The organism is Pseudomonas sp. TZ252, from assembly GCF_056110345.1.
In genome coordinates this window covers 2267950-2292577 of record NZ_CM148566.1, presented here as the reverse complement: position 1 = coordinate 2292577, position 24628 = coordinate 2267950, and the positions used below count along the sequence as shown (strand labels likewise).

20 protein-coding genes are annotated in these 24628 nt (G+C 67.1%); 10 read left to right on the top strand and 10 right to left on the bottom strand.

Annotation, left to right across the window (positions count from 1 at the left end):
* The first annotated feature begins 100 nt into the window (after positions 1–100).
* Positions 101–1009: a LysR substrate-binding domain-containing protein gene (locus ACYAF3_RS10550; RefSeq protein ID WP_003096819.1), complete on the top strand. Its 909-nt coding sequence runs from the start codon at positions 101–103 to the stop codon at positions 1007–1009.
* A gap of 36 nt (positions 1010–1045) precedes the next feature.
* Here ACYAF3_RS10550 and adhP read toward each other — a convergent pair whose 3' ends face one another.
* Positions 1046–2074: an alcohol dehydrogenase AdhP gene (adhP, locus tag ACYAF3_RS10545; protein WP_003096816.1), complete on the bottom strand. Its 1029-nt coding sequence runs from the start codon at positions 2072–2074 to the stop codon at positions 1046–1048.
* 347 nt (positions 2075–2421) lie between these two features.
* Between adhP and purE the strand changes: the two genes are divergently transcribed.
* The 4 genes from purE to ACYAF3_RS10525 all read left to right on the top strand — a co-directional run bounded on the left by purE (position 2422) and on the right by ACYAF3_RS10525 (position 4996).
* Complete coding sequence (gene purE, locus ACYAF3_RS10540; protein WP_003106314.1) at positions 2422–2913, top strand: 5-(carboxyamino)imidazole ribonucleotide mutase; 492 nt, start codon at positions 2422–2424, stop codon at positions 2911–2913.
* Positions 2914–2943: 30 nt separating this feature from the next.
* Positions 2944–4026, top strand: a complete 1083-nt coding sequence (locus tag ACYAF3_RS10535; RefSeq protein ID WP_003117624.1) for a 5-(carboxyamino)imidazole ribonucleotide synthase — start codon at positions 2944–2946, stop codon at positions 4024–4026.
* A 114-nt stretch (positions 4027–4140) separates the two neighbouring features.
* A complete protein-coding gene (locus tag ACYAF3_RS10530) occupies positions 4141–4386 on the top strand; it encodes a GlsB/YeaQ/YmgE family stress response membrane protein (protein ID WP_003096795.1) in 246 nt (81 codons plus the stop codon).
* A gap of 61 nt (positions 4387–4447) precedes the next feature.
* Positions 4448–4996 (top strand): DUF3299 domain-containing protein, encoded by a 549-nt coding sequence (locus ACYAF3_RS10525; protein ID WP_003106310.1) that lies wholly within the window; start codon positions 4448–4450, stop codon positions 4994–4996.
* Between the two features lie 65 nt (positions 4997–5061).
* Here the strand turns inward: ACYAF3_RS10525 and ACYAF3_RS10520 are convergent, their stop codons facing one another.
* The 8 genes from ACYAF3_RS10520 to glyA form a co-directional block, all read right to left on the bottom strand.
* On the bottom strand, positions 5062–6018 hold the full coding sequence (locus ACYAF3_RS10520) for a D-hexose-6-phosphate mutarotase (protein ID WP_128669653.1): 957 nt from the start codon (positions 6016–6018) through the stop codon (positions 5062–5064).
* Positions 6019–6101: 83 nt separating this feature from the next.
* A complete protein-coding gene (gene fdhA, locus ACYAF3_RS10515; RefSeq protein WP_034038895.1) occupies positions 6102–7301 on the bottom strand; it encodes a formaldehyde dehydrogenase, glutathione-independent in 1200 nt (399 codons plus the stop codon).
* Positions 7302–7507: 206 nt separating this feature from the next.
* Complete coding sequence (locus ACYAF3_RS10510) at positions 7508–8365, bottom strand: formyltetrahydrofolate deformylase (RefSeq protein ID WP_003096786.1); 858 nt, start codon at positions 8363–8365, stop codon at positions 7508–7510.
* Positions 8366–8414: 49 nt separating this feature from the next.
* Complete coding sequence (gene soxG, locus ACYAF3_RS10505; RefSeq protein WP_003096784.1) at positions 8415–9050, bottom strand: sarcosine oxidase subunit gamma; 636 nt, start codon at positions 9048–9050, stop codon at positions 8415–8417.
* A gap of 93 nt (positions 9051–9143) precedes the next feature.
* The gene (locus tag ACYAF3_RS10500; protein WP_003162069.1) at positions 9144–12161 is read right to left on the bottom strand and encodes a sarcosine oxidase subunit alpha; all 3018 of its coding nucleotides are present in this window, start codon (positions 12159–12161) and stop codon (positions 9144–9146) included.
* Positions 12158–12478 carry a sarcosine oxidase subunit delta gene (locus ACYAF3_RS10495; protein WP_003096781.1) on the bottom strand — a complete coding sequence of 107 codons (321 nt, stop codon included), beginning with the start codon at positions 12476–12478 and terminating at the stop codon, positions 12158–12160. The genes ACYAF3_RS10500 and ACYAF3_RS10495 overlap by 4 nt, the downstream gene beginning before the upstream one ends.
* Before the next feature lie 93 nt (positions 12479–12571).
* A complete protein-coding gene (locus tag ACYAF3_RS10490) occupies positions 12572–13822 on the bottom strand; it encodes a sarcosine oxidase subunit beta (RefSeq protein WP_003096779.1) in 1251 nt (416 codons plus the stop codon).
* 85 nt (positions 13823–13907) lie between these two features.
* On the bottom strand, positions 13908–15161 hold the full coding sequence (gene glyA / locus ACYAF3_RS10485) for a serine hydroxymethyltransferase (RefSeq protein ID WP_003117183.1): 1254 nt from the start codon (positions 15159–15161) through the stop codon (positions 13908–13910).
* Positions 15162–15376: 215 nt separating this feature from the next.
* On the opposite strand from glyA, the gene ACYAF3_RS10480 reads away from it, so the two are divergent.
* The 3 genes from ACYAF3_RS10480 (at position 15377) to ACYAF3_RS10470 (ending at position 20982) form a co-directional block, all read left to right on the top strand.
* A complete protein-coding gene (locus ACYAF3_RS10480; RefSeq protein WP_003114452.1) occupies positions 15377–16018 on the top strand; it encodes a hypothetical protein in 642 nt (213 codons plus the stop codon).
* 81 nt (positions 16019–16099) lie between these two features.
* Positions 16100–17140, top strand: a complete 1041-nt coding sequence (locus ACYAF3_RS10475; RefSeq protein ID WP_003105702.1) for a threonine aldolase family protein — start codon at positions 16100–16102, stop codon at positions 17138–17140.
* A 1412-nt stretch (positions 17141–18552) separates the two neighbouring features.
* Positions 18553–20982: a hypothetical protein gene (locus ACYAF3_RS10470; RefSeq protein ID WP_061363354.1), complete on the top strand. Its 2430-nt coding sequence runs from the start codon at positions 18553–18555 to the stop codon at positions 20980–20982.
* Here the strand turns inward: ACYAF3_RS10470 and gbcB are convergent.
* The gene (gbcB, locus tag ACYAF3_RS10465) at positions 20976–22076 is read right to left on the bottom strand and encodes a glycine-betaine demethylase subunit GbcB (protein ID WP_003096769.1); all 1101 of its coding nucleotides are present in this window, start codon (positions 22074–22076) and stop codon (positions 20976–20978) included. The two genes, ACYAF3_RS10470 and gbcB, sit on opposite strands and share 7 nt — an antisense overlap.
* A gap of 424 nt (positions 22077–22500) precedes the next feature.
* Between gbcB and gbcA the strand changes: the two genes are divergently transcribed.
* Complete coding sequence (gene gbcA / locus ACYAF3_RS10460; RefSeq protein ID WP_003096766.1) at positions 22501–23790, top strand: glycine-betaine demethylase subunit GbcA; 1290 nt, start codon at positions 22501–22503, stop codon at positions 23788–23790.
* Between the two features lie 274 nt (positions 23791–24064).
* Positions 24065–24625, top strand: coding sequence for an HdeD family acid-resistance protein (locus ACYAF3_RS10455; RefSeq protein ID WP_003096765.1), 561 nt, complete (start codon positions 24065–24067; stop codon positions 24623–24625).
* Positions 24626–24628 lie beyond the last annotated feature (3 nt).

Genomic DNA, 24628 nt, shown 5'->3' with positions numbered 1-24628 from the left:
AATGCTGTTAAACGCTGCCTCATGCACAAACGGCATAATGTTGGATGTGACGCTGGTATGATGGCGGACGTGTCATCGCATTACCGGAGCCTTTCCCGTCGTGAACCTCGAACTGAAGTGGCTGGAGGATTTCATCGCCCTGGCCGGCACCCGCAGCTTTTCCCAGGCGGCGGAGAAACGCTTCGTCACCCAGCCGGCCTTCAGCCGGCGCATTCGCAGCCTGGAGGACGCCCTCGGCCTGACCCTGGTGAATCGCCAGCGCACGCCGGTGGAACTGACCGAGGCCGGGCAGTTGTTCCTGGTCACCGCGCGCAGCGTGGTCGAGCAGCTCGGCCAGGTGGTGCGCCACCTGCACCACCTGGAAGGCGGGCAGGGCGAGGTGCTGCAGTTCGCCGCCGCCCACTCGCTGGCGCTGGGCTTCTTCCCGCAGTGGATCGCGCGGCTGCGCAACGAGGGGCTGAACATCGCCAGCCGGCTGATCGCCACCAACGTCGGCGAGGCGGTGCATTCCCTGCGCGAGGGTAGCTGCGACCTGATGCTGGCGTTCTACGACCCTGACGCCGCGTTGCAGATGGACCCGGAGATCTTTCCCTCGCTGCACCTGGGGCGCACCGAGATGCTGCCGGTTTGCGCGGTGAACGCCGAGGGCCAGCCGCTGTTCGACCTGGAGAACGGCCAGAGCGTGCCGCTGCTCGCCTACAGCGCCAGCGCCTTCCTCGGCCGCGGGGTCAACCTGCTGCTGCGCCAGCGCAACCTGCGCTACACCACGGTCTACGAGACGGCGATGGCCGACAGCCTGAAGAGCATGGCGCTGCAAGGCATGGGCGTGGCCTGGGTGCCACGGCTGAGCGTGGTCAACGAACTGGAGCGCGGCGAGCTGGCGATCTGTGGCGGGCCGCAATGGTTCGTGCCGCAGGAAATCCGCCTGTACCGCTGCGCGCTGGTACGCAAGGCGGCGATCCGCTTGCTCTGGCGCAAGCTGGAAGGCGGGCTGGGCAGCGTCGAGTAGACAGGCAAGGGCGGCGCCGGGACGCCGCCCCGCAGGTCACATCTCAAGGACGATGCGCCCCTCGATCTGCCCGGCGCGCATCTGGTCGAGGATCTGGTTGATGTCGTCCAGCTTGCCCGGATGGATGGTCGCCTTGACCAGGCCTTCGCCGGCAAAGTCGAGGGCTTCCTGAAGGTCCGCGCGGGTGCCGACGATGGAGCCGGCGATGTGCAGGCCCTTGAGCACCACGTCGAAGATCGGCGTCGGGAAGTCACCCGGCGGCAGGCCGACCAGGGCGATGGTGCCGCCGCGGCGCGCCATGCCGATGGCCTGGCCGAAGGCGCTATTGGATACCGCGGTGACCAGCACCCCGTGGGCGCCGCCGATGTCGCGCTGGAGCACCTCCACCGGGTCTTCCTGCCGGGCGTTGACCGTCAGGCTGGCACCGAGCTTGCGCGCCAGTTCCAGCTTGGCGTCGTCGATGTCGATGGCGGCGACGTGCAGGCCCATGGCCCTGGCGTACTGCACGGCGACGTGGCCGAGGCCGCCGATGCCGGAGATCGCCACCCACTGGCCGGGGCGCGCGTTGGTCTGCTTGAGCCCCTTGTAGACGGTGACGCCGGCGCAGAGGATCGGCGCGATTTCAGCGAATTCGACGTTTTTCGGCAGAATTCCGACGTAGTTCGGGTCGGCCAATACGTATTCGGCATAGCCGCCGTTCACCGAGTAGCCGGTGTTCTGCTGGCTCTCGCAGAGGGTCTCCCAGCCGGTCAGGCAGTGCTCGCAGCAGCCGCAGGCGGTGTACAGCCAGGGGATGCCGACCCGGTCGCCTTCCTTCACTCGGGTCACTCCGCTGCCCACCGCGGCGACGTAGCCGACGCCTTCGTGACCGGGAATGAACGGCAACGGCGGCTTCACCGGCCAGTCGCCCTCGGCGGCATGCAGGTCGGTGTGGCAGACGCCGGAGGCTTCGATCTTCACCAGTACCTGCCCGGGGCCGGGCAGCGGAACCTTGACTTCCTCGATCCGCAGCGGCGCGCCGTAGGCGTGCACGACCGCGGCTTTCATGGTCTGTGGCAGGGTCATGGTCATCTCCTTGGACGGGGCTGAGCGCCTGTCGCGGCGCCTTTGACGGGCACCGCGACAGGCTGCGGAACCGGCGCGGCCGCCGCTCCCTCGGAGCGCGCCGCGACAACCAGTCTGGCCGCTCGTGGTAGGCGCGCATTGAGTTGCGGCAAGTTTCCCGCCATGGCGCGAAAAAACGGGACGGACGGTAGCCCCCGGCGCGCGCCCGGCCTGCCTTTGCGGTATACTGCGCCGCCTTCGAACCGGCACTGCCCGCCGGCTCGGCCCAGTACAAGCCACGCCCCTCGACGAAGCGTGGCTTGTTGGTTTCTGACGCGCCGGACGGCGCATTTGAGAGAGGCACGACGATGAGCGCACTGGTTGGCGTGATCATGGGTTCCAAATCGGACTGGAGCACCCTCAGTCACACCGCGGACATGCTGGACAAGCTGGGCATCCCCTACGAAGTGAAGGTGGTTTCCGCCCACCGCACCCCGGACCTGCTCTTCCAGTACGCCGAGGAAGCCGAAGGCCGCGGCCTCGAAGTGATCATCGCCGGCGCTGGCGGCGCCGCCCACCTGCCGGGCATGTGCGCGGCCAAGACCCACCTGCCGGTACTCGGCGTGCCGGTACAGTCGTCGATGCTGTCGGGTGTCGACTCGCTGCTCTCCATCGTGCAGATGCCCGCCGGCGTACCGGTCGCCACCCTGGCCATCGGCAAGGCCGGCGCGGTCAACGCGGCGCTGCTCTCGGCGAGCATCCTCGGCGCCAAGCACCCGCAGTACCACGAGGCGCTGAAGCAGTTCCGCGCCAACCAGACCGAAACCGTGCTGGACAATCCCGACCCGCGCGATGCGTGAGACAGGCTCTGAGAAGGTAAGGCTCGAACCATGAAAATCGGTGTCATCGGTGGCGGCCAGCTGGGCCGCATGCTGGCCCTGGCGGGAACCCCGCTGGGCATGAACTTCGCTTTCCTCGACCCGGCGCCGGACGCCTGCGCGGCCTCCCTGGGCGAGCACATCCGCGCCGACTACGGCGACCAGGAGCACCTGCGGCAACTGGCCGACGAGGTCGACCTGGTGACCTTCGAGTTCGAGAGCGTGCCGGCGGAAACCGTGGCCTTCCTCTCCCAGTTCGTGCCGGTCTACCCGAACGCCGAGTCGCTGCGCATCGCCCGCGACCGCTGGTTCGAGAAGTCGATGTTCAAGGACCTCGGCATTCCCACTCCGGACTTCGCCGACGTCCAGTCCCAGGCCGACCTCGATGCCGCCGCAGCCGCCATCGGCCTGCCGGCGGTGCTCAAGACCCGCACCCTGGGCTACGACGGCAAGGGCCAGAAGGTCCTGCGCCAGCCGGCCGACGTGCAGGGCGCGTTCGCCGAACTGGGCAGCGTGCCGTGCATCCTCGAGGGCTTCGTGCCGTTCACCGGGGAAGTCTCGCTGGTGGCGGTGCGCGCTCGCGATGGGGAGACGCGTTTCTACCCGCTGGTGCACAACACCCACGACAGCGGCATCCTCAAGCTCTCCGTGGCCAGCAGCGCGCATCCGTTGCAGGCGCTGGCCGAGGACTACGTCGGCCGCGTGCTGGCCCGGCTCGACTACGTCGGCGTGCTGGCCTTCGAGTTCTTCGAGGTGGACGGCGGCCTGAAGGCCAACGAGATCGCCCCGCGCGTGCACAACTCCGGGCACTGGACCATCGAAGGCGCCGAGTGCAGCCAGTTCGAGAACCACCTGCGCGCCGTCGCCGGCCTGCCGCTGGGCTCGACCGCCAAGGTCGGCGAGAGCGCGATGCTCAATTTCATCGGCGCGGTGCCCCCGGTGGCTCAGGTGGTCGCCGTCGCCGATTGCCACCTGCATCACTACGGCAAGGCCTTCAAGAACGGCCGCAAGGTTGGCCATGCCACCCTGCGCTGTGCCGACCGGGCGACGCTGCAGGCGCGCATCGCCGAGGTCGAGGCGCTGATCGAGGCGTGAGCGATTGCCGTCCGCCCATCCTTGGGTTGGCGGGCGGCACTGAACCCAAGGCTTTTCTACACTGTCCCATGGCAGGCGCAATACATGCGCATACACCCGTAAGGAGGGACTGTCATGGGATTAATCGGAACCATCATCGTCGGACTGATCGTTGGTCTCGTTGCACGCTTTCTGAAGCCAGGTGACGACAGCATGGGCTGGATCATGACCATCCTGCTCGGCATCGGCGGTTCGCTGCTGGCCACCTACGGCGGCCAGGCGATCGGCTTCTACCAGGCCGGTCAGGCGGCCGGTTTCATCGGCGCGGTGGTCGGCGCCGTCGTACTGCTGGTCATTTACGGCCTGATCAAGAAGAATTGATGGCTCTGGCCGGCCCCCGCGGGGGCCGGCGTTTCCTCACTTCGCCGGTATTCCCGCCATCATGCGCCGCTTCCCGTTCGCCCGCCTGTTGCTGCTCGCCCTGTTGTCCTCACCCCTGGCCCACGCCGAACTGCCCGAGACCGACTGGCTGGAACTGATGCCGCCGGCCGACCGCAAGGCGCTGGAAGAAATGCCCGACATCATCCACGACACCCCGGAGGCCGCCGGCACCTTCACCAGCAAGGGGGGCCTGAAGCAGTCGGACCGAAAGATGCCGGCGGTGATGTATTCGGCCAAGACCGTCGCCAGCCTGGATGGCAAGGCGATCCGCCTCGGCGGCTACCCGGTGCCGCTGGAGAACGACGCCAAGGGCCGCGTCACCGAATTCTTCCTGGTGCCCTATCCGGGCGCCTGCATCCACGTGCCGCCGCCGCCGCCGAACCAGATCGTCCTGGTGCATTATCCACAGGGGCTGAAGCTGACCGATATCTACACCCCGCTGTGGGTCAGCGGCACGCTGAAGATCGAGCAGGTGAGCAATGACCTGGCCGATGCCGCCTACGCCATCGACAAGGCGCGGGTGAAGGTGGTGGAGGAAGCGGACCTGTAGGGCCGGCACCTGCGCAACGGCCCATGGCGGACGACGCGAGCCGCCCCGTCCGCTCGCCGTCCCGCTCAGGGCCGTTTCAGCGGCTCGCTCCAGATCTGCACGCCAAAGCTTTCGCTGCGCCCGGGGGCGACCACCATGAGGTCGTCCCAGACCCGCCCGGTCTCGATGCAGAGCATCTGCTGCCAGGCGTCGTCGGCGAACTGCGAGAGACGCCGGGACTTGTCCACCCAGGGATTCCAGACCACCGCCGAACGAGAGTCGAGGGCGTGCAGGTGGATGCTGCGTTCCCAGCGCGGGTCCTTGATCAGCAGGTCGCGTTTGAGACCGAGGTAGATGCGGTCCAGTTCGCCCTTGACCCGTACCGCGCCGTGCTGAGTGCGTTCTTCCCAGTTCTCCAGGGTCTCGATGTAGCGCGCGCCTTCCAGGCCCTCGATGGCGATCTCGCGGCTGTCGCTGACCGCGAAGTAGGTGTGCAGCGCCTGGCTGAGCACCAGCGGCTTGCTGCCGAGGTTCTCGCTGGTGAGTCGCAGGGTCAGGCGCTCGCCGAAGCGGAACAGCATGCGCAGCGCCGCCGGGTGCGGCCAGCCGGGGAGGCCATCGGGGGCGTCGAGGCGGAAGCTGACGCAGAGGTCGCCGTCCTCCTCGGCGATGTCGTCGATTTCCCAGTCGACTGCCCGGACCAGCCCGTGGGCGGGCGCCTTCAGGCCATCTTCCACCTGGCCGCGGACTTCCTGCGGGTTGCGCTCCAGCGGACCGAACCACGGCCAGCACACCGGCACCCCGCCGCGAACCGACTGCCCGCGCCGGTAGCCGGCCTCGTCGCTGAGCCAGACCAGCGGCGGCTGTTCGTGGGGCTGGTAGCTGAGCAGTTGCGCGCCCTGCTGGGCGATCAGCGCCTCGCCATGGGCGGTGTGGATGCGCCAGCAGGCCAGGTCGTCGACCTGTACCTGTTCGACGCGGTTGATCGGGCTATCGGTGTTCATGGCGGTCTCCGGGAGGCGAATGGATGGCAGCAGTATCACCGATCCATTTTATCGCCGGCAGTTCCCCCGGATAGCGCCAACGACGACGCGGCCCGTGGGCCGCGTCGGTTGTTGCCGGAGGTTCAGGCCGCGCGGAACAGGTTGTGTGGGTCGATGACGAATTTCTTCGGCACCCCGGCGTCGAACTCGCCATAGCCTTTCGGCGCATCGTCGAGGGTGATGACTTCCACCCCGACGATGTCGGCGATCTTGATCCGGTCCCACATGATCGCCTGCATCAGCTGGCGGTTGTACTTCATCACCGGGGTCTGGCCGGTATGGAAGCTGTGCGACTTGGCCCAGCCCAGGCCGAAGCGGATGCTCAGGGCGCCGTGCTTGGCGGCCGCGTCCACCGCGCCCGGGTCTTCGGTGACGTACAGGCCGGGAATGCCGATCTTGCCGGCGACCCGGGTGATGCCCATCAGCGAGTTGAGCACGGTGGCCGGGGCTTCCTGCTGCGAGCCCGAATGGCCGTGGCCGCGCGCCTCGAAACCGACCGCATCGACCGCGCAGTCGACCTCCGGCTCGCCCAGCAGAGCGGCGATCTGTTCGTGCAGCGGGGTGTCCTTGGACAGGTCGGCGATCTCGAAGCCCTGTTTCTTGGCGTGGGCCAGGCGGGTCGGGTTGACGTCGCCGACGATCACCACCGCCGCGCCGAGCAGGCGTGCCGAGGCCGCCGCGGCCAGGCCGACCGGACCGGCGCCGGCGATGTAGACCGTGCTGCCCGGGCCGACGCCGGCGGTGACCGCGCCGTGGTAGCCGGTGGGGAGGATGTCCGAAAGGCAGGTCAGGTCGCGGATCTTCTCCATCGCCGCTTCGCGGTTGGGCAGTTTCAGCAGGTTGAAGTCGGCGTAGGGCACCAGCACGTATTCGGCCTGGCCGCCGACCCAGCCACCCATGTCGACGTAGCCGTAGGCGCCGCCGGCACGCGCCGGATTGACCGTCAGGCAGACGCCGGTGTGCTGTTCCTTGCAGGTACGGCAGTGGCCGCAGGCGACGTTGAACGGTACCGAGACCAGGTCGCCGATCTTCATGGTTTCCACGCCACGCCCGATCTCCACCACCTCGCCGGTGATCTCGTGGCCCAGCACCAGGCCTTCCGGCGCGGTGGTACGGCCGCGCACCATGTGCTGGTCGGAGCCGCAGATGTTGGTGGAGACCACCCGCAGGATCACCCCGTGGTCGATCTGCCGGCCCTGCGGGTCCTGCATCTTCGGATAGGGAATGCTCTGCACCTCGACCTTGCCCGGGCCGAGATAGACCACACCACGATTGCCAGACATACGCGTTTCCTCTTTGTCGTTGTGGGTACAAATGCGCGGCGTCCACGGCCGCGCGGCTTTGCACTGGAAAGTCGTCTGTTGCGCGACAGGGCCGGAGAATGCTGGCAGCCGGCGGGCTGTCGGTGTTGCTCGGGACGCGAGGCCGTGGGAAGCGCCCCTCTCCCTGGCCCTCTTCCTTCAGCGAGGGTTGGGAAGAGAGGGCGCGCTTACAGCACCACGGTCCGATTGGCGTTGAGGAATACCCTCCGCTCGATGTGGTAGCCCACCGCCCGCGCCAGGGTCAGGCACTCGATGTCGCGGCCCTTGGCGATTAGGTCCTCGGGGTAGTGGGCGTGGTCGACCGTCTCGACGCCCTGGGCGATGATCGGCCCTTCGTCGAGGTCGTTGTTGATGTAGTGGGCGGTGGCGCCGACCAGCTTCACGCCCTTCTGGTAGGCCTGGTGGTACGGCTTGGCGCCCTTGAAGCCGGGCAGCAGGGAGTGATGGATGTTGATCGCCCAGCCGTCCAGGCGCCGGCACAGTTCCGGCGACAGCACCTGCATGTAGCGAGCGAGGATCACCAGCTCGGCGCCACTCTCTTCGAGCACCTGCCAGACCCTGGCTTCCTGGGCCGGCTTGTCGTTCGGGTCGAGCGGGAAGTGGTGGTAGGGAATGCCGTGCCAGCGCGCCAGCGGCTCCAGGTCCGGGTGATTGGAAATCACCGCCACCACGTCCATCGGCAACTGGCCGATGCGCTGGCGGTAGAGCAGGTCGTTCAGGCAGTGGTCGGCCTTGGAAACCATGATCGCCACCTGGCTGCGGTAGCCCGGCGCGGTCAGCTCGGTACGCATGCCGAACGGTGCCACCCGTTCGGCCAGTCCGGCGCGGAAGGAGGCTTCGTCGAAGCCGTCGCCGGCGCGGAACTCCACGCGGATGAAGAAGCGTTGCGCCAGGCGGTCGTCGAACGAGTGGTGCTCGGTGACGTAGCAGCGCTGCTCGAAGAGGTAGCGCGTCACCACGTCGACGGTGCCCAGCAGGCTGGGACTGTCGGCGGTGAGGATCCAGGTGTCGGGGGTACGGCTCATCGCGAGGCTCCGGGTCCGGTATCCCCTCTCGGGGAGAGGGGAAGGCTGCTCATGCCGCTACCTGCAGGCCGTATTCGGCGCTGGCGTCCTGCAACCAGAGCCAGAAGTAGTCGGCGAAGCTGCGGCGCACGACCAGCTCCCAGGTGTCCTCGCCGGTATGGCGGATCACGCATTGCGACTTGGCGAAGATGCTGCCGACCGCCTTGCCCACCGGGAAGTTGCTCGGATGCACGTCGTAGCTGGTGGATTTCATCAGCAGTTCGCGGACGTTCGCTCCGCTCAGTTCGAGCAGCGTCTGCCCGCCGCTGACGTTGACCACCGCGTAGTGCAGCTCCTCGCCCAGGGCCTGGCGCAGGCGCTGTTCGACGGCGTATTCCTCGCCGCCGGGGACGATCAGCAACCATTCGTCCGGGGCCAGCCATTGCAGCGAGGTCTCGCCGCTGGCGACCAGGGTCAGGGCCACCGGCAGTTCCAGGCCGAGGGCTTGGTGCACGGCGGCGGCGAAGGCCGGGTCGGCGGCATCGCCGCGCAGCACCAGGTGGCCGAGCAGCTTCTTCTCGCGCAGGACGATACCGGCCTTCGCGGCGGTCTTGCCGGCGAGCTTGTGCAGCTCGGCATGGTGCAGCGGCGATTCGGCGTGGACGCCGGGTTCGGGGCGTTGCTGGTAGACGTTTGCCTTGCTCATTCGTTTTCACCTTGGGGCGCCGCGCGCCCTGGTAGCCTGTCTGCCTTCTCCCTTCGGGAAGAGGGCCGGGGAGAGGAGCGCATCCCTCTCCGGTCAATCCACGTTCTGCCGCTCCCCTTTGGGGTCGTAGAACACCGAGGAGCAGATCTCCGCCTCGATGAAGCGGCCGTCCGCCAGCGGCGCGTAGACCTTCTGGCCCATGCGCTTGAGGCCGCCTTTCACCACCGCCAGGGCGAAGCCGTGGCCGAGGCTGGCGCTCATGTAGCTGGAGGTGACGTGGCCGACCATCTTCATCGGGATCGCCTGCTGGGTGTCGAACACCAGTTGCGCGCCTTCGGGCAGTACCTCCTGCGGGTTGCTCGGCCTGAGTCCGACCAGTTGCTTGCGATCCTCGCGCAGGCAGTCGGCGCGGTTCATGCCGCGCCAGCCGATCCAGGAGAACGGCTTGCTGCGGCCCACCGCCCAGCCCATGTTGAGATCGTCCGGGGTGACCGAGGCATCGGTGTCCTGGCCGACGATGATGAAGCCCTTCTCGGCGCGCAGGACGTGCATGGTCTCGGTGCCGTAGGGCGTCAGGCCGTACTTCGCGCCGTGCTCGGCGAGCGCTTCGAGCACGCCCATGGCGTAGTCGGCCTGGACGTTCACCTCGTAGCTCAGCTCGCCGGTGAAGGAGATGCGGAACACCCGCGCCGGCACCCCGGCGACCTTGCCTTCCTTCCAGGTCATGAAGGGGAAGGCATCCTTGTCCAGGTCGATGTCGGTGACTTCGGCGAGCAGCTTGCGGCTGTTCGGGCCGGACAGGGTGAGGGTCGCGTAGTGGTCGGTGACCGAGGTGAAGTACACCTTCAGCTCCGGCCATTCGGTCTGGTGGTACAGCTCCAGCCACTCCAGTACGCGGGCGGCGCCGCCGGTGGTGGTGGTCATGACGAAGTGGTTGTCGGCCAGGCAGGCGGTCACGCCGTCGTCGAAGACCATCCCGTCTTCCTTGCACATCAGGCCGTAGCGCGCCTTGCCGACGTCGAGCTTGGTCCAGGCGTTGGTGTAGACCCGGTTGAGGAACTCCCGCGCGTCCGGGCCCTGGATGTCGATCTTGCCCAGGGTCGAGGCGTCGAGCAGGCCGACCGCCTCGCGCACCGCGCGGCATTCGCGGGCCACGGCGGCGTGCATGTCCTCGCCGCGGCGCGGGAAGTACCACGGCCGCTTCCACTGGCCGACGTCTTCGAACTCGGCGCCGTTCTTCACGTGCCAGGCGTGCAGGGCGGTGAAGCGCACCGGTTCGAACAGGTGCCCGCAGTGGCGGCCGGCGACGGCGCCGAAGGTCACCGGGGTGTAGTTCGGACGGAACATGGTGGTGCCGGTGTCGGCGATGCTCTTGCCCTGGGCCCGCGCGGCGATCGCCAGGCCGTTGATGTTGCCCAGCTTGCCCTGGTCGGTGCCGAAGCCCAGCGCGGTGTAGCGCTTGACGTGCTCGATGGACTCGAAGCCCTCGCGGCAGGCCAGTTCGATGGCGGCGGCGGTGACGTCGTTCTGCGGATCGACGAACTGCTTTGGTGCGCGTGCCGTGGGCTTCTCGTGGGGCACCTGGAACAGCGCGACGGACGCTTCCTCGCGGCGCGGCTGGACCTTCGGCAGGCTGCCGGCGGCGGTCTTGTAGCCGGCGTCGAGGGCGGCGCGGCTCCCGGCCTGGTAGCCGTCGGCGAGCACCTCGGCGAGCCCGAACACGCCGTTCACGGCGCCGGCGCAGATGCGTTTCTGCAGGCCTTCGCCGGGGACGAAAGCGAGGATTTCCTCGCGCCATTCCGGCTTGCCGCCCAGGTGCGAGGCCAGGTGCACGACCGGGCTGTAGCCGCCGGAGCTGGCGATCAGGTCGCAGTCCAGCCATTCGCCGCCGCTGGCGCGCATGGCCTGCAGGTCGATCCGGGCGACCTTGGCGCCGCTGACCCGCTTGCCGCCGCGAGCCTCGATCACCGAACTGCCGGTGATCACCCGCATACCGCGTTGGCGTGCTTCCTCGACCCACTCGCCGCGCGGATTGGCCCGGGCGTCGGCGATGGCCACCACTTGCAGGCCGGCTTCCTGCCAGTCGAGGGCGACGCGGTAGGCGTAGTCGTTGTTGGTGGCCAGCACCAGTTTCTTGCCCGGTGCCACGCCGTAGCGCCGTACATAGGTGGAAACCGCGCCGGCGAGCATGTTGCCGGGCAGGTCGTTGTTGCCGTAGACCAGCGGCCGCTCATGGGCGCCGGCGGCCAGTACCACGCGCTTGGCGCGTACGCGGTGCACGCGCTGGCGGACCTGGCCGAGCGGGGCGACCTCGCCGAGGTGGTCGGTGCGCCGCTCGTGGATGGTGAGGAAGTTGTGGTCGTGGTAGCCGTTGACCGTGGAGCGCGGTAGCAGGATGACTTCCGGCAGGCCTTGCAGCTCGGCCACGGCGTCCGCGACCCACTCGGCGGCGGGCTTGCCGTCGAGGGTCTCGCGGGTGTCCAGCAGGCTGCCGCCGAACTCTTCCTGCTCGTCGGCGAGAATCACCCGCGCGCCGCTGCGAGCGGCGGCGAGGGCGGCGGCCAGGCCGGCCGGGCCGCCGCCGACCACCAGCACGTCGCAGTGGTGGTTCATCCAGTCGTAGCTGTCCGGATCGACCTCGGTCGGCGCGCGGCCCAGGCCGGCGGCCTTGCGGATGTACTTCTCGTAGGTCATCCACATCGACTGCGGGTACATGAAGGTCTTGTAGTAGAAACCGGGCGGCATCAGCTTGCCGCCGACCTTGCCGAAGATTCCCATCAGGTCGTTCTGCACGTTCGGCCAGCCGTTGGTACTGGTGGCCACCAGGCCGCCGTAGAGAGCCTGCTGGGTGGCGCGTACGTTGGGGATCTGGGTGGCTTCGCGGGAGCCGATCTGCAGGATCGCGTTGGGCTCCTCGGCGCCGGCGGCGACGATGCCGCGCGCCCGCGAGTACTTGAAGCTGCGGCCGACGATGTCGACGCCGTTGGCCAGCAGCGCGGCGGCCAGGGTGTCGCCGGCATAGCCCTGGTAGTGCTGGCCGTTGAAGCTGAAGGTCAGCGGGCGGTTGCGGTCGATGCGGCCGCCGCTGGACAGGCGATTGATCTGGCTCATGCCGGTTCCCCTTGTACGGCGGGTTTCTTCTCACCGTCGGCGACGACGCTGGGCTGCTCGCCGATCAGGTAGGTCTCGAGGATCTCGTAGGTCACCGTATGGCGGGTGACGTTGAAGTACTTGCGGCAGCCGGCGGCGTGCACCCACAGCTCGTGATGGAGGCCGCGCGGGTTGTCGCGGAAGAACATGTAGTCGCCCCATTCCTCGTCGCTGCAGGCGTTCGGGTCGAGCGGGCGCGGGATGTGGGCCTGACCCTTGGCGTGGAATTCCTCTTCGGAACGCAGTTCGCCGCAGTGGGGGCAGAAGATATTCAGCATTTTGTAGCCTCCGGAAACTGTTCTTGCCGGTTGACCGGCACCCTCTCCCTGAAGGGCGAGGGGCAGCGGATTTCGCCCTTCGGGCGGCTTTTGTCAGTGCGCCACTGCCGCCGCGCCGTGCTCGTCGATCAGCGCACCGCTGTGGAAGCGTTCGATGGAGAAGGGCGCGGCCAGCGGATGCGGTTCGCCCTTGGCCAGGGTGGCGGCGAAGACGTTTCCGGAGCCGGGAGTGGCCTTGAAGCCGCCGGTGCCCCAGCCGCAGTTGAAGAACAGGTTCTGCACCGGAGTCTTGCCGATGATCGGGCAGGCGTCCGGGGTGGTGTCGACGATGCCGCCCCACTGGCGGTTCATGCGTACCCGCGAGAGCACCGGGAACATCTCGACGATGGCTTGCAGGGTGTGCTCGATCACCGGGTAAGAGCCGCGCTGGCCGTAGCCGTTGTAGCCGTCGATGCCGGCGCCGATGACCAGGTCGCCCTTGTCCGACTGGCTGATGTAGCCATGCACGGCGTTGGACATGATCACGCTGTCGATGATCGGCTTCAGCGGCTCGGAGACCAGCGCCTGCAACGGGTGCGACTCCAGCGGCAGGCGGAAGCCGGCGAGCCTGGCCATGTGCCCGGAGTTGCCGGCGGTGACCACTCCGACACGGCGCGCGCCGATGAAGCCGCGGTTGGTCTCGACGCCGATCACCGCGCCGTCCTGCTTGCGGAAGCCGGTGACTTCGGTCTGCTGGATCAGGTCCACGCCGAGGGCATCGGCGGCGCGGGCGAAGCCCCAGGCCACCGCGTCATGGCGGGCGACGCCGCCGCGACGCTGGATGGTCGCGCCCATGATCGGGTAGCGGGTGTTCTTGCTGCAGTCCAGGTAGGGAATCTCCTCCGCCACCTGCTGCGCGTTCAACAATTCGCCGTCGACGCCGTTGAGGCGGTTGGCGCTGACCCGGCGCTCGCCGTCGCGCATGTCCTGGAGGGTGTGGCAGAGGTTGTAGACCCCGCGCTGGGAGAACATCACGTTGTAGTTGAGGTCCTGGGACAGGCCCTCCCACAGCTTCATCGCGTGTTCGTAGAGCAGCGCGGACTCGTCCCACAGGTAGTTGGAGCGCACGATGGTGGTGTTGCGCGCGGTGTTGCCGCCGCCCAGCCAACCTTTCTCGACTACCGCCACGTTGCTGATGCCGTGTTCCTTGGCCAGGTAGTAGGCGGTGGCCAGGCCGTGCCCGCCGCCGCCGACGATGACCACGTCGTAGACCGGCTTCGGCGTGGGCGTGCGCCACATGCGTTGCCAGTTCTCGTGATGGCTCAGTGAATGCTTTAACAGGCCGAAGCCGGAGTAGCGTTGCATGTGGATGCTCCTGAACTGTTGCTCCCTCTCCCGCGGAGAGGGTTGGGCCGGGGCGCGTCGGGCTCCCCGACCGTCTTCGGGGGGCTCAGCGATAGACCGGGAAGTCCGCGCAGAGACCGGCGACCTGGGTGGCGACCTTGGCCTCCACGTCGGCATCGCCGAGGTGGTCGAGGATGTCGCAGATCCAGCCGGCCAGTTCGCGGCTCTGCGCTTCCTGCAGCCCGCGGGTGGTGATGGCCGGGGTGCCGATGCGGATGCCGGAGGTGACGAACGGGCTCTGCGGATCGTTCGGCACGGCGTTCTTGTTCACCGTGATGCCGACCCGGCCGAGGGCGGCGTCGGCTTCCTTGCCGGTCAGGCCCTGGCGCACCAGGCTGATCAGCATCAGGTGGTTGTCGGTGCCGCCGGAAACCACGTCGTAGCCGCGCCCGATGAACACCTCGGCCATCGCCTTGGCGTTGCGGATCACCTGCGCCTGGTAGTCCTTGAAGCCCGGCTCCAGCGCTTCCTTGAAGCACACCGCCTTGGCCGCGATCACGTGCATCAGCGGGCCGCCCTGGGCGCCGGGGAATACCGCGGAGTTGAGCTTCTTCTCGATCTCCTCGTTGGCGCGCGCCAGGATCAGGCCGCCGCGCGGGCCGCGCAGGGTCTTGTGGGTGGTGGTGGTGACCACGTCGGCGAAGGGGATCGGGTTCGGGTAGAGGCCGGCGGCGACCAGCCCGGCGACGTGGGCCATGTCGACGAACAGCAGCGCGCCGACCTTGTCGGCGATGGCGCGGAAGCGCGGGAAGTCGAGGGTCTTGGAGTAGGCGGAGAAGCCGGCGACGATCATCTTCGGCTTATGCTCCACGGCCAGGCGCTCGACTTCGTCGTAGTCGATCAGCCCGGTAGCGGTGTCCAGGCCGTACTGCACGGCGTTGTACAGCTTGCCGGAGGAGGACACCTTGGCGCCGTGGGTGAGATGGCCGCCGTGGGCCAGGCTCATGCCGAGGATGGTGTCGCCGGCGTTGAGCAGCGCCAGGTACACCGCGGCGTTGGCCGAGGAACCGGAATGCGGCTGGACGTTGGCGTAGTCGGCGCCGAACAGTTGCCTGGCGCGGTCGATGGCCAACTGCTCGACCTTGTCGACGTGTTCGCAGCCGCCGTAGTAGCGCTTGCCCGGATAGCCCTCGGCATACTTGTTGGTCAGGCCGCTGCCCTGCGCCTGCATGACCCGCTTGCTGGTGTAGTTCTCCGAGGCGATCAGTTCGAGATGGTCTTCCTGGCGGGCCTCTTCGGCGTCCATCGCGGCGAGCAGTTCGTCGTCGTAGCCGCGGATCTGGTCATGCTTGCTGAACATCGCTGGGTCTCCCTGCGGCGCCGGAACCGCGCCGGAATGGCTGCAACGGGACACGCGGTCCCTTTGCCAGCGATGGTATGACCGGCCCTGCCGGCCCAGATGCCTATGCACGCCACGGGGAGGTGCGTTTGCGACATGGCGGTGGGAATCGGCAACCGATGCGGAACGCCCCGGGCTGGCGCTAAACTGCGTGCTCTTCGTCCTGCGAGAACACCATGAAACGCCCGCTGATCTTCCTTTCCGCCGTGCTGCTCGGCGCATCCCTGCAAGGGTGCGGGGGCGGCGATGAAAAGCAGGCCGCCGCGCCTGCGCTGCCGGCTGATTCCTGCACCGGCCATGAACTCGAAGTGGCCTTGCCGCCGGCCGGCAAGCCACTGTTCGGCTACGACTTCCTCTCCCGCCAGTGCGGCTACAACGACGCCACCGTGGTCTTCGGCGCTGCCGACGGCAGCAAGCGCCTGGAGATCGTCCTCACCGACACCGGCCTGCCGGCGCCGCCGACCGAGGGCGACGCGGTGGCCTATCGGGCGGCGCAGGACAAGCTGCGCGAGATGACCCAGACCAACCTGACCCTGCTCCACAAGACCCGCGAGACAGCCCTTAAGAACGGCACCGCCGAGCGCTTCGGCGGCGAGGACTACCTGCCGCTGATCGATACCACGCGGATGGGCGACCCGCTGGGAGTGATGGTCCCGGCCAAGGGCGAGGAGGGCGTCTCGACCCTCAGCGGAGTGATCAAGAACCGCTACGTACTGACCCTCAGCACCCGCGACACGCCCAATGGCGGCAGCGCCACGGCGATGCGCCAGGTGCTGGTGCCGTTCGTCGAGCAGATGAAGCTGACCAAGCTACCCTGACAGACTGTGCCGGCACGTACCCGTGCCGGCACGACCGCATGGAGCCCCACAAGGGCTCGGCAACCGTTCCAGAGGCCCACAATGACCGATCACACCCAACAGTTCGCCAGCGACAACTATTCCGGCATCTGCCCCGAAGCCTGGGCGGCGATGGCCGAAGCCAACCGCGGCCACGAACGCGCCTATGGCGACGACCAGTGGACCGCGCGTGCTTCGGACTACTTCCGCCAGTTGTTCGAGACCGATTGCGAAGTGTTCTTCGCCTTCAACGGCACCGCCGCCAACTCCCTGGCCCTGGCTGCGCTGTGCCAGAGCTACCACAGCGTGATCTGCTCGGAGACCGCCCACGTCGAGACCGACGAGTGCGGCGCGCCGGAGTTCTTCTCCAATGGCTCCAAGCTGCTGCTGGCGCAGACCGAGGTCGGCAAGCTGACCCCGGCGTCGATCCGCGACATCGCTCTCAAGCGCCAGGATATCCACTATCCGAAGCCGCGCGTGGTGACTCTCACCCAGGCCACCGAGGTCGGCACGGTGTACCGCCCGGACGAGCTGAAGGCGATCAGCGCCACCTGCAAGGAGCTCGGCCTGCACCTGCACATGGACGGCGCGCGCTTCTCCAACGCCTGCGCCTTCCTCGGCTGCTCGCCGGCGGAGCTGAGCTGGAAGGCCGGGGTCGATGTGCTCTGCTTCGGCGGCACCAAGAACGGCATGGCGGTGGGCGAGGCGATCCTGTTCTTCAACCGCGACCTGGCCGAGGACTTCGACTACCGCTGCAAGCAGGCCGGCCAACTGGCCTCGAAGATGCGCTTCCTCGCCGCGCCCTGGGTCGGCGTACTGCAGGACGATGCCTGGCTGCGCTACGCCGATCACGCCAACCGCTGCGCGCGCCTGCTGGCCGAGCTGGTGGCCGACGTTCCCGGCGTCAGCCTGATGTTCCCGGTAGAAGCCAACGGCGTGTTCCTACAGCTTTCCGAGCCGGCGATCGAAGCCTTGCGCGCGCGCGGCTGGCGCTTCTACACCTTCATCGGTGAAGGTGGCGCGCGTTTCATGTGTTCCTGGGATACCGATATCGAGCGGGTCCGCGAACTGGCGCGGGACATCCGCCTGGTGATGGGCGCCTGAGTCCGCTCTCGGTCGCCCCCATGGCGCGGGGCGGCCGCTCTTTCCCCAAATCCTGTGGATAACTCTGTGGGCTAACTGTTCGGGAGCTATGCAAAAGTGCTCCCTGGAACGTCCTTCCTGTCTCCGCCCGAGACGCCGAAAGCCTTTATCCACGCGGCTCCACTCCAGTGGCGGGATAACCTGTCCAATCCACAAACACTGTGGAACCGAATGTGAATAACGTGTTCGCAGTCGCTTCCGGGCAGCGCCCCGCCGGGCTCTCCGGAGGCTGGTCGGTTTTTGAGCGAAAACAGCCGTTTGTGAACAGAGGATGACGGTTCGGGTGAAACGCGCTGACGAAACGGTGACGGGTATTGTCCCCTCCGGGCCCATGCAAGCCTGTGGATAGAAAAGACGGGGAGCGAAGTGGGCGCAAAAGTCGAAAACACCCTGCGCGGACGTAACGGCTTGAGGAAAAAGACAAAATTCTTCCGTTCCGAAGTCGCTGGAACAATGGAAGCAATCGCCGAGGGGAATTTCCCCCAATTCCTGTTGAGGTCGATGTGAAGAGCCTGTTTATAGAGTGCGGAGAGCCCGGTGGGGCGAGCCTTTCAGGGAATTGCTCAAGAATTGACCGGATGTTCTGTCAACAGGTGGCGGGCTTGCTTTAGGGAGCTTGTGTATAAATGCAGGGTTGCCCACAAAAGGCCTGGAAAGTCTTGTGGACAACCTGTATGGATAGCGCCAGAAGCCGCATAGGGCTAAGCCTGCGGTGGATTGATCAATAAACGATCGGTGCGCATGGGAAGAGCCGGACTGCCTGAGAAAGCAGAGATTTTTCTTCATGCTGTGAATATTTTTTTGTTTTTCCCCACGGGAAGTGTAAAGCCCTGTGGAAAAGTTGTTCGCTCACGCTTGGGGGGGCCGTACGGCGGGGTCTCTGGCGTATTGATCGTTAAATGAGCAGGAGAGTGCGGCCAGGCCGAGCGTGCGGCGAAGTGCGATTTACCCGGAAGGAAAGCCGGATGGGCTTGCGGAGCCCTCGCGCCACGGAGGAGGTATTGTCGGTATGTTGTTTCTGGACCCGCAGGACATAGAGGAGGCGATGGATTGCACAACTTGTGGATAAGTCTGTGATCAACCTAGCCTGGAAAGGGCTTCCCGGAGGCAGGGACGGGCTGAGTAGCCGGCCCTGAAATGCACTTGAATTTGTAGAATTTATCTTTTATTTCAAATGCTTGAGTGAACACATGGCGGACATCCAGGCGGCGAAGGAACACCTGTATGGAATTCCAGTCCGAATGTGGACAACCTTGGCGCCCTGGTGTTTTCCAGTATGAGAAGGTCAGCTTCGCCGTGGCTCTGGTGGTTGGCCGGAGCCTTGATTACCCTTGGCTTTTGCCAGGAAAGTGGGATGGATCATGGATGATCGGATGTCAGACAAGCCGCTCGGCCGCTTGTTGCTCGAAGGCCTCGGCGAGATCGCCTGGATCGCCGTGCTGGTGGCCCTTGGCGTCCTCCTTCCGTTGCCGCTGGTAGCGCTGGGTTGGGTGCTGCTGCTGGGCGCCGAGTGGGCCACGGATCGTTGGCGCGGCAAGGTGCCGTATCGCCTGCAACAGGCGCTGTTCTTCTGGGTTCTGGGTGGCGGCATCGCCCTGGGCCAGGCACTGCCGGGCTTCTGGCTGGGACTGGGCGGTGGCTTGCTGGCGGTGATCGGCGGCGTGCTGTTGCAGATCCGCTTCGAGCGCGGCCTGCGCCTGGAGCGCCAGGCTCCGCAAGCGCTGGACGTACCCCTGCCGGCCGGAGGTAGCGCATGGGGCGGCGAAGCGCCCGAGCGGACCCCCGAGGGCGAGGCGATCCGCCTGTTCGACGGCGGCGAGATCGCCATGGGCGGCCCGCTGGTATGCCACTACCTGATGCCCGACGGCTGTTTCATCCCCGACTGCAATCCTTCGGCACGCTTTTCCAGCGATGGCCGCCACTTCGTTTCGCCGATACCGAGCCGAGGCGCGTGGGGCCTGGCGATCTTCGACCGGCAGGAGCGGTTGCTCTACCGCTGTGCCGTGGACAACTTCTGGGAGCTGGACAGCGTCACCGAGCGCGAGGTGATCGGGCGGCACAGTCCGCTGACGTCCAACGCACCGCAGCGCCTCGAGCTGCAGGCGCTCAAGGCCGGCAGCGAGGCCGAGGCCTTCGTTGCCATCGGCGACCTCTGGCTGCCCGAAAGCGAATGGCAGCGCTGGAGCGGGGATCTGCGCGCGCAACCGCTACCGTCCCCGCTTGGCGGGCCCGCGCTGGAAATCCGCCCCTGGCTGCCGGACAGCCTGCTGGCCCTGGACGATCCTTTCGCGCCGCTGCGCGCCAACCGCGGCGAGCTGTGGATAAACGGCGAGGCCAGCGGCTTCTACCTGTCCCGTGAAGCGCCGCCATTGGCTTGGAACGATGACGGCCGGGCGCTGGCGCTGCAGGCAGCAGGCGAGCCGCTGGGGCAGGATACCTACTGGCTTTGGCGAGAGGACGGCGGCCTGCGTGCGCTGGGCGCGCCGTGGTCGGCGTTGCCCGCCGAGCCCCATGCCGGCGGGCCCGAACTGCTCGGGCTGGAGGATGGCTGGCTGCGTTTCGGCCTGGACCTGGCGCAACCCTGCCTGACCTACGAACGCTACGGCACGCTGGGTTCGTACAGCCATTCCAGCCTCTACCTTCTGCACGCTCGCGATGCGGACGACCGGCCGCGCTGGCGCGAGGCCGACATGCCGCGCCTGGACCTGTTGCTGCCGCTGGATGGCGCGGCCGGCAGGCCGGGATGCCTGTTGCAGAGCGCACCGCTGGCCGATGGCAGCCGGGCCGTCTGGGAGTGGTTGCGCGACGATCAGGAGGCGGAGCGCGGCGCCTATGCCTTGCGCCTGGGCGACTGGCGCCTGGATGGCGAGTGGACGCTCGACCACCGCGTGTCCGATTGCGGTCGCTACCTGGCCGTGGTGGCCTTCGCCGAGGCGCCGACCCTGCCGCAGCGCCTGGCCATACTCGATAGCCGGGAGCGGCGCCTGGAGTGGCTCGCCGAGCCGCTGGCCGATCTACACCTGCAAGGTTTCATCGATGGCCAGGTGCATTTGCTCCACCTGCTCGGCCGCAACGCCTACCAGCCGCCGGGCGGGCCGGGCGAAGGCGACCCCGGCCTGTTGCGCCGCTTCGACGAAGGCTTGCCCGAGCCCGGCGCCTGGCACGCATTCGGCCGCTTCCACGACGACTGGCGGCATTACTACGAGCAGGCGCGGGTGGCGTTCGATGGCACGGCCTGGCGGCTGTGCCCCACGTCGCGCTGGCTGGACGCAGCGCCGCGGCCCTGGAGCGACGGCGACTTCGTCTTGCCGTCGGTGGGCGCGGAAGACGCCGCCTGGGGCTTCGGTTTCCACTACGAGGGCATGCACCGCGACGAGGACGTGCGCGCCGGGTTCAGCCGCGACGGCTACCTGCTGACCGCGTCGGGCATCGGCTTGGGCAACCTGGCGGCGCCAATGATCTGGTCGGCGGACGGTCGCTACCTGGCGCTGACCCGGCACGTCCAGCGCTACGAGGAAAGCGACCTGGAACGGGACCAGTGGCGCCTGCTGCTGCTCGACGTGCAAGAGCGGACGTTGCGTCGCTACCGCGACGACCTCGGCGAGTACCCGTGCTTCGACAGCTTCGACGACGACCTGTGCTTCCGCTGCGCGGGGACGGGGCGCTACGTGCTGGCCCTGGACTCGCTGCTGAAGGCTCCCGCCGAGCCGCTGCAGGCCTGCGCCGGACGCTGGCTGCCGGCCGAGGAACTGCCGCGGCGGCGCTACTGGGAGCGCCTGGCGTTTCCCTCGCGCCCTCAGTAGTCGATGACCACGTCGCCCTTGGGCACGCTGCAGCAGGAGAGGATGTAGCCTTCGGCGACATCCTCGTCGGTGATCCCGCCGTTGTGCTCCATCTCCACCTCGCCGGCGGTCTTCATTACCTTGCAGGTGCCGCATATGCCCATCCCGCAGGCCTTCGGAATGTGCAGGCCGAGCTTGGCGGCGGCGGCGTGCACGGTTTCCCCGGGGCTGACGCGGATGCTCTTGCCGGTGGCGGTGAATTCCACCTGGTGCTGGTCGGCGACCGGTACCTCCGGCGCCTCGGCGGCTTCCGCGGCCAGTTCCCTGACGTCGGCGCGGACCTCCGGCGGAGTCGGCCCGAAGGCTTCCTCGTGGTAGCGGCTCATGTCGTAGCCGTGGCCCTGCAGCAGGTGCTTCACCGCGCTCATATAGGGCGTCGGGCCGCAGCAGAAGATTTCCCGCTCGAGGAAGTCCGGGGCGATCAGTTCCAGCATGCGCAGGTTCAGGTAGCCACGGTAGCCGGCCCAGGCTTCGCCGAGGCCGTGGCGCTCGCAGATGATGTGCAGGCTGAAGTTGTCGATCCGCGAGGCCATGTGCTCCAGCTCGCGGTGGTAGATGATGTCCTTCGGCGAACGGGCGCTGTGGACGAAGACCATGTCGACGTTGGCGTTGGTGTCGAAGAACCAGCGCGCCATGGACATTACCGGAGTGATGCCGACCCCGCCGGAGAGGAACAGCACCTTGTCGGCCGGGAAGTCGATGGCGTTGAACAGGCCGACCGGACCGTGCACCGGTAGCTCCTGGCCTTCCTTGAGGTTGTCGTGCAGCCAGTTGGAAACCCGCCCGCCCGGCACCCGCTTGATGGTGATGGAGAAGCTGTAGGGCACCGAGGGCGAGCTGGAGATGGTGTAGGAGCGCATCACCGGCTCGCCGTCGATCTCCAGCTCCAGGGTGACGAACTGGCCCGGCTTGAAGAAGAACAGGATCGGCTGGTCGGCCATGAAGCAGAAGGTGCGCACGTCCCAGGTTTCCTGGATGACCTTGACGCAGCGCACGAGGTGCCGGCCGTTGGCCCAGGTCTGGGTGGTGACCGGATTGAGGAAGTTGCTCGACATGATGATCTCTCCGTGCGCACGGGGCCGAACGATGGCCTGATGGGGCGGATTGTGCGCATCGCCGTGGCCGCTCATTTACCTGCCAGCGACATTTACATGCTTATCGCGACCTGCCTGCTGGGACGCGGCCCGGAGCGTCGGAAACGGATGCGGTCATGTCGCCCATGGATAAGGTCGGCGGCGGGCGCGGGCCCACACTCCAGACCAGCCGAGACGAGGGTTTGCATGAACCCCGGGAGGGTAGAGCCCGGACGTGTAGAGCGACTGACCTTCATTCCCGCCACGGCGGGGCCCGTCCATCGGCAGGGCGGGATTCCGGACGCCGCGCCGGGATGAGGAAGGCTGTGAACGCCACCTTGCGTAGCAACCGTATCAGCCACTTTTTCCGCCGCCACCCGCGCGGGGGCGGCATGAGGAGTTACCGATGGACGTCACTTCCACCCTGAGTCTCGGCGATCCCCTGGAACCGGCCCGCAAGGCCACCGCCGACATGCTGCGCAGCCGCGACCACAGCTTCTCGCTGCCGCAGCCCTTCTACTGCGACCAGCGCCTGTTCGAGATCGACATGCAGGAGATCTTCCACAAGGAATGGCTGATCGCCGGCATGACCTGCGAGATTCCCGCCAAGGGCAATTTCCTCACCCTGCAGATCGGTAAGAACCCGGTCCTGGTGATCCGTGGCGCCGAAGGCCAGGTGCATGCCTTCCACAATGTCTGCCGGCACCGCGGCTCGCGCCTGTGCGTGAGCGAGAAAGGCAAGGTGGCCAAGCTGGTCTGCCCCTACCACCAGTGGACCTACGAGCTGGATGGCCGCCTGCTGTTCGCCGGCACCGAGATGGGCGCCGACTTCGACATGAAGGAGTACGGCCTGAAGCCGATCCAGGTGAAGACCGCCGGCGGCTACATCTTCATCAGCCTGGCGGAGAACCCGCCGGCCATCGACGACTTCCTGGCGACGCTCGAGCACTACATGGAGCCGTACGACATGGAGAACGCCAAGGTGGCGGTGCAGACCACCATCCGCGAAGCCGCCAACTGGAAGCTGGTGATCGAGAACAACCGCGAGTGCTACCACTGCAACGGCTCCCACCCGGAACTGCTGAAGACCCTGCTGGAGTGGGACGACGTCACCGACCCGCGCGCCAGCCAGGCGTTCAAGGACCAGGTGGCGGCCTGCACCAGCGCCTGGGACGCCGAGAAGATCCCGTACGCCCATGCCAGCTTCGGCCTGCGCAATCGCATCGTGCGCATGCCGCTGCTGGACGGCACGGTGTCGATGACCATGGACGGCAAGCAGGGCAGCAAGAAGCTCATGGGCCGGATCAAGAACCCCGACCTCGGCTCGATGCGCATCCTGCACCTGCCGCACTCCTGGAACCACTGCATGGGCGACCACCTGATCGTCTTCACCGTGTGGCCGATCAGCGCCCAGGAAACCCTGGTCACCACCAAATGGCTGGTGCACAAGGACGCGGTGGAAGGCGTCGACTACGACGTGGCGCGCCTGCGCGAGGTATGGGACGCGACCAACGACCAGGATCGTCGGCTGGCCGAGGAGAACCAGCGCGGGATCAACTCCGACGCCTACCAGCCTGGTCCATACTCGAAGACCTACGAGTTCGGTGTGATCAATTTCCTCGACTGGTACAGCGAGCGCATGCTGAACAACCTTGGCGAGGAGTCCGCCCACGTGCGCAAGGTGGCCGGCAGCTGAGCCGGACGAGGCGCCCCCTGGCGGGGCGCCGCTGCGGAGGAAAGGTCATGGACAACCTGCTGTTCTACGTCAGTTCCGCTTTCGTCAGCCTGCTGCTGGCCTGGAACCTGTTCGCCTGCTGGCGCCGCCAGCGGCCGCCGGAGAAGTCCCGGCCCTGAGCCCGCGCGCACGCCTTGCCTCCCGCCTCCGCCTCCTGACAGCCTCCCGGCAAAAGGACTAAGGTGGGAGGACTCAACCTGAACGGGCCGCTCAAGGGCGGCCTCTGGAGGCAAGCGTGGAAAACAATCCCCTGTGGGCCGAACTGGGCAAGCACTGGAAACTGGTGGCCCTGCGCGGCGTGGCGGCGCTGGTGTTCGGCGTCCTGACCCTGCTCTCGCCGGCCCTGGCGCTGACCGTGCTGGTGCTGTTCTGGGGCGCCTACGCGCTGGTGGACGGAGCGTTCGCCCTGATCGCCGCGTTCAACATGCGCAGCGATGGGCAGTTCAACTGGCCGCTGGCGCTGGTCGGGGTGATCGGCGTGGCGGCCGGCCTGGTTGCGTTCTTCTGGCCGCAACTGACCGCCATCGGCCTACTCCTGATCATCGCCGGCTGGGCGCTGGCGATGGGCATCTTCCAGATCGTCGCGGCGATCCGCCTGCGCAAGTCGATCCAGAACGAATGGTGGATGATCCTCTCTGGTGCCATCTCGGTGCTGTTCGGCGTGCTGATGATCGCCAACCCCGGCGCCGGGGCGCTGGCGGTGGTCTGGGTGATCGGCGCCTACGCGGTGTTCTTCGGCGTGTTGCTGGTCATGCTCGCGCTGCGCTTGCGCAAGACTTCGACCCTGAAGGCCTGACGC

What these genes read in the sequence shown, in the direction of transcription:
- adhP (WP_003096816.1), bottom strand. Translation starts at nt 2,074, where the DNA reads ATGACCCTGCCACAGACCATGAAAGCCGCGGTCGTGCACGCCTACGGC.
- purE (WP_003106314.1), top strand. Translation starts at nt 2,422, where the DNA reads ATGAGCGCACTGGTTGGCGTGATCATGGGTTCCAAATCGGACTGGAGC.
- ACYAF3_RS10535 (WP_003117624.1), top strand. Translation starts at nt 2,944, where the DNA reads ATGAAAATCGGTGTCATCGGTGGCGGCCAGCTGGGCCGCATGCTGGCC.
- ACYAF3_RS10530 (WP_003096795.1), top strand. Translation starts at nt 4,141, where the DNA reads ATGGGATTAATCGGAACCATCATCGTCGGACTGATCGTTGGTCTCGTT.
- ACYAF3_RS10525 (WP_003106310.1), top strand. Translation starts at nt 4,448, where the DNA reads ATGCGCCGCTTCCCGTTCGCCCGCCTGTTGCTGCTCGCCCTGTTGTCC.
- fdhA (WP_034038895.1), bottom strand. Translation starts at nt 7,301, where the DNA reads ATGTCTGGCAATCGTGGTGTGGTCTATCTCGGCCCGGGCAAGGTCGAG.
- ACYAF3_RS10510 (WP_003096786.1), bottom strand. Translation starts at nt 8,365, where the DNA reads ATGAGCCGTACCCCCGACACCTGGATCCTCACCGCCGACAGTCCCAGC.
- soxG (WP_003096784.1), bottom strand. Translation starts at nt 9,050, where the DNA reads ATGAGCAAGGCAAACGTCTACCAGCAACGCCCCGAACCCGGCGTCCAC.
- ACYAF3_RS10500 (WP_003162069.1), bottom strand. Translation starts at nt 12,161, where the DNA reads ATGAGCCAGATCAATCGCCTGTCCAGCGGCGGCCGCATCGACCGCAAC.
- ACYAF3_RS10495 (WP_003096781.1), bottom strand. Translation starts at nt 12,478, where the DNA reads ATGCTGAATATCTTCTGCCCCCACTGCGGCGAACTGCGTTCCGAAGAG.
- ACYAF3_RS10490 (WP_003096779.1), bottom strand. Translation starts at nt 13,822, where the DNA reads ATGCAACGCTACTCCGGCTTCGGCCTGTTAAAGCATTCACTGAGCCAT.
- glyA (WP_003117183.1), bottom strand. Translation starts at nt 15,161, where the DNA reads ATGTTCAGCAAGCATGACCAGATCCGCGGCTACGACGACGAACTGCTC.
- ACYAF3_RS10480 (WP_003114452.1), top strand. Translation starts at nt 15,377, where the DNA reads ATGAAACGCCCGCTGATCTTCCTTTCCGCCGTGCTGCTCGGCGCATCC.
- ACYAF3_RS10475 (WP_003105702.1), top strand. Translation starts at nt 16,100, where the DNA reads ATGACCGATCACACCCAACAGTTCGCCAGCGACAACTATTCCGGCATC.
- ACYAF3_RS10470 (WP_061363354.1), top strand. Translation starts at nt 18,553, where the DNA reads ATGTCAGACAAGCCGCTCGGCCGCTTGTTGCTCGAAGGCCTCGGCGAG.
- gbcB (WP_003096769.1), bottom strand. Translation starts at nt 22,076, where the DNA reads ATGTCGAGCAACTTCCTCAATCCGGTCACCACCCAGACCTGGGCCAAC.
- gbcA (WP_003096766.1), top strand. Translation starts at nt 22,501, where the DNA reads ATGGACGTCACTTCCACCCTGAGTCTCGGCGATCCCCTGGAACCGGCC.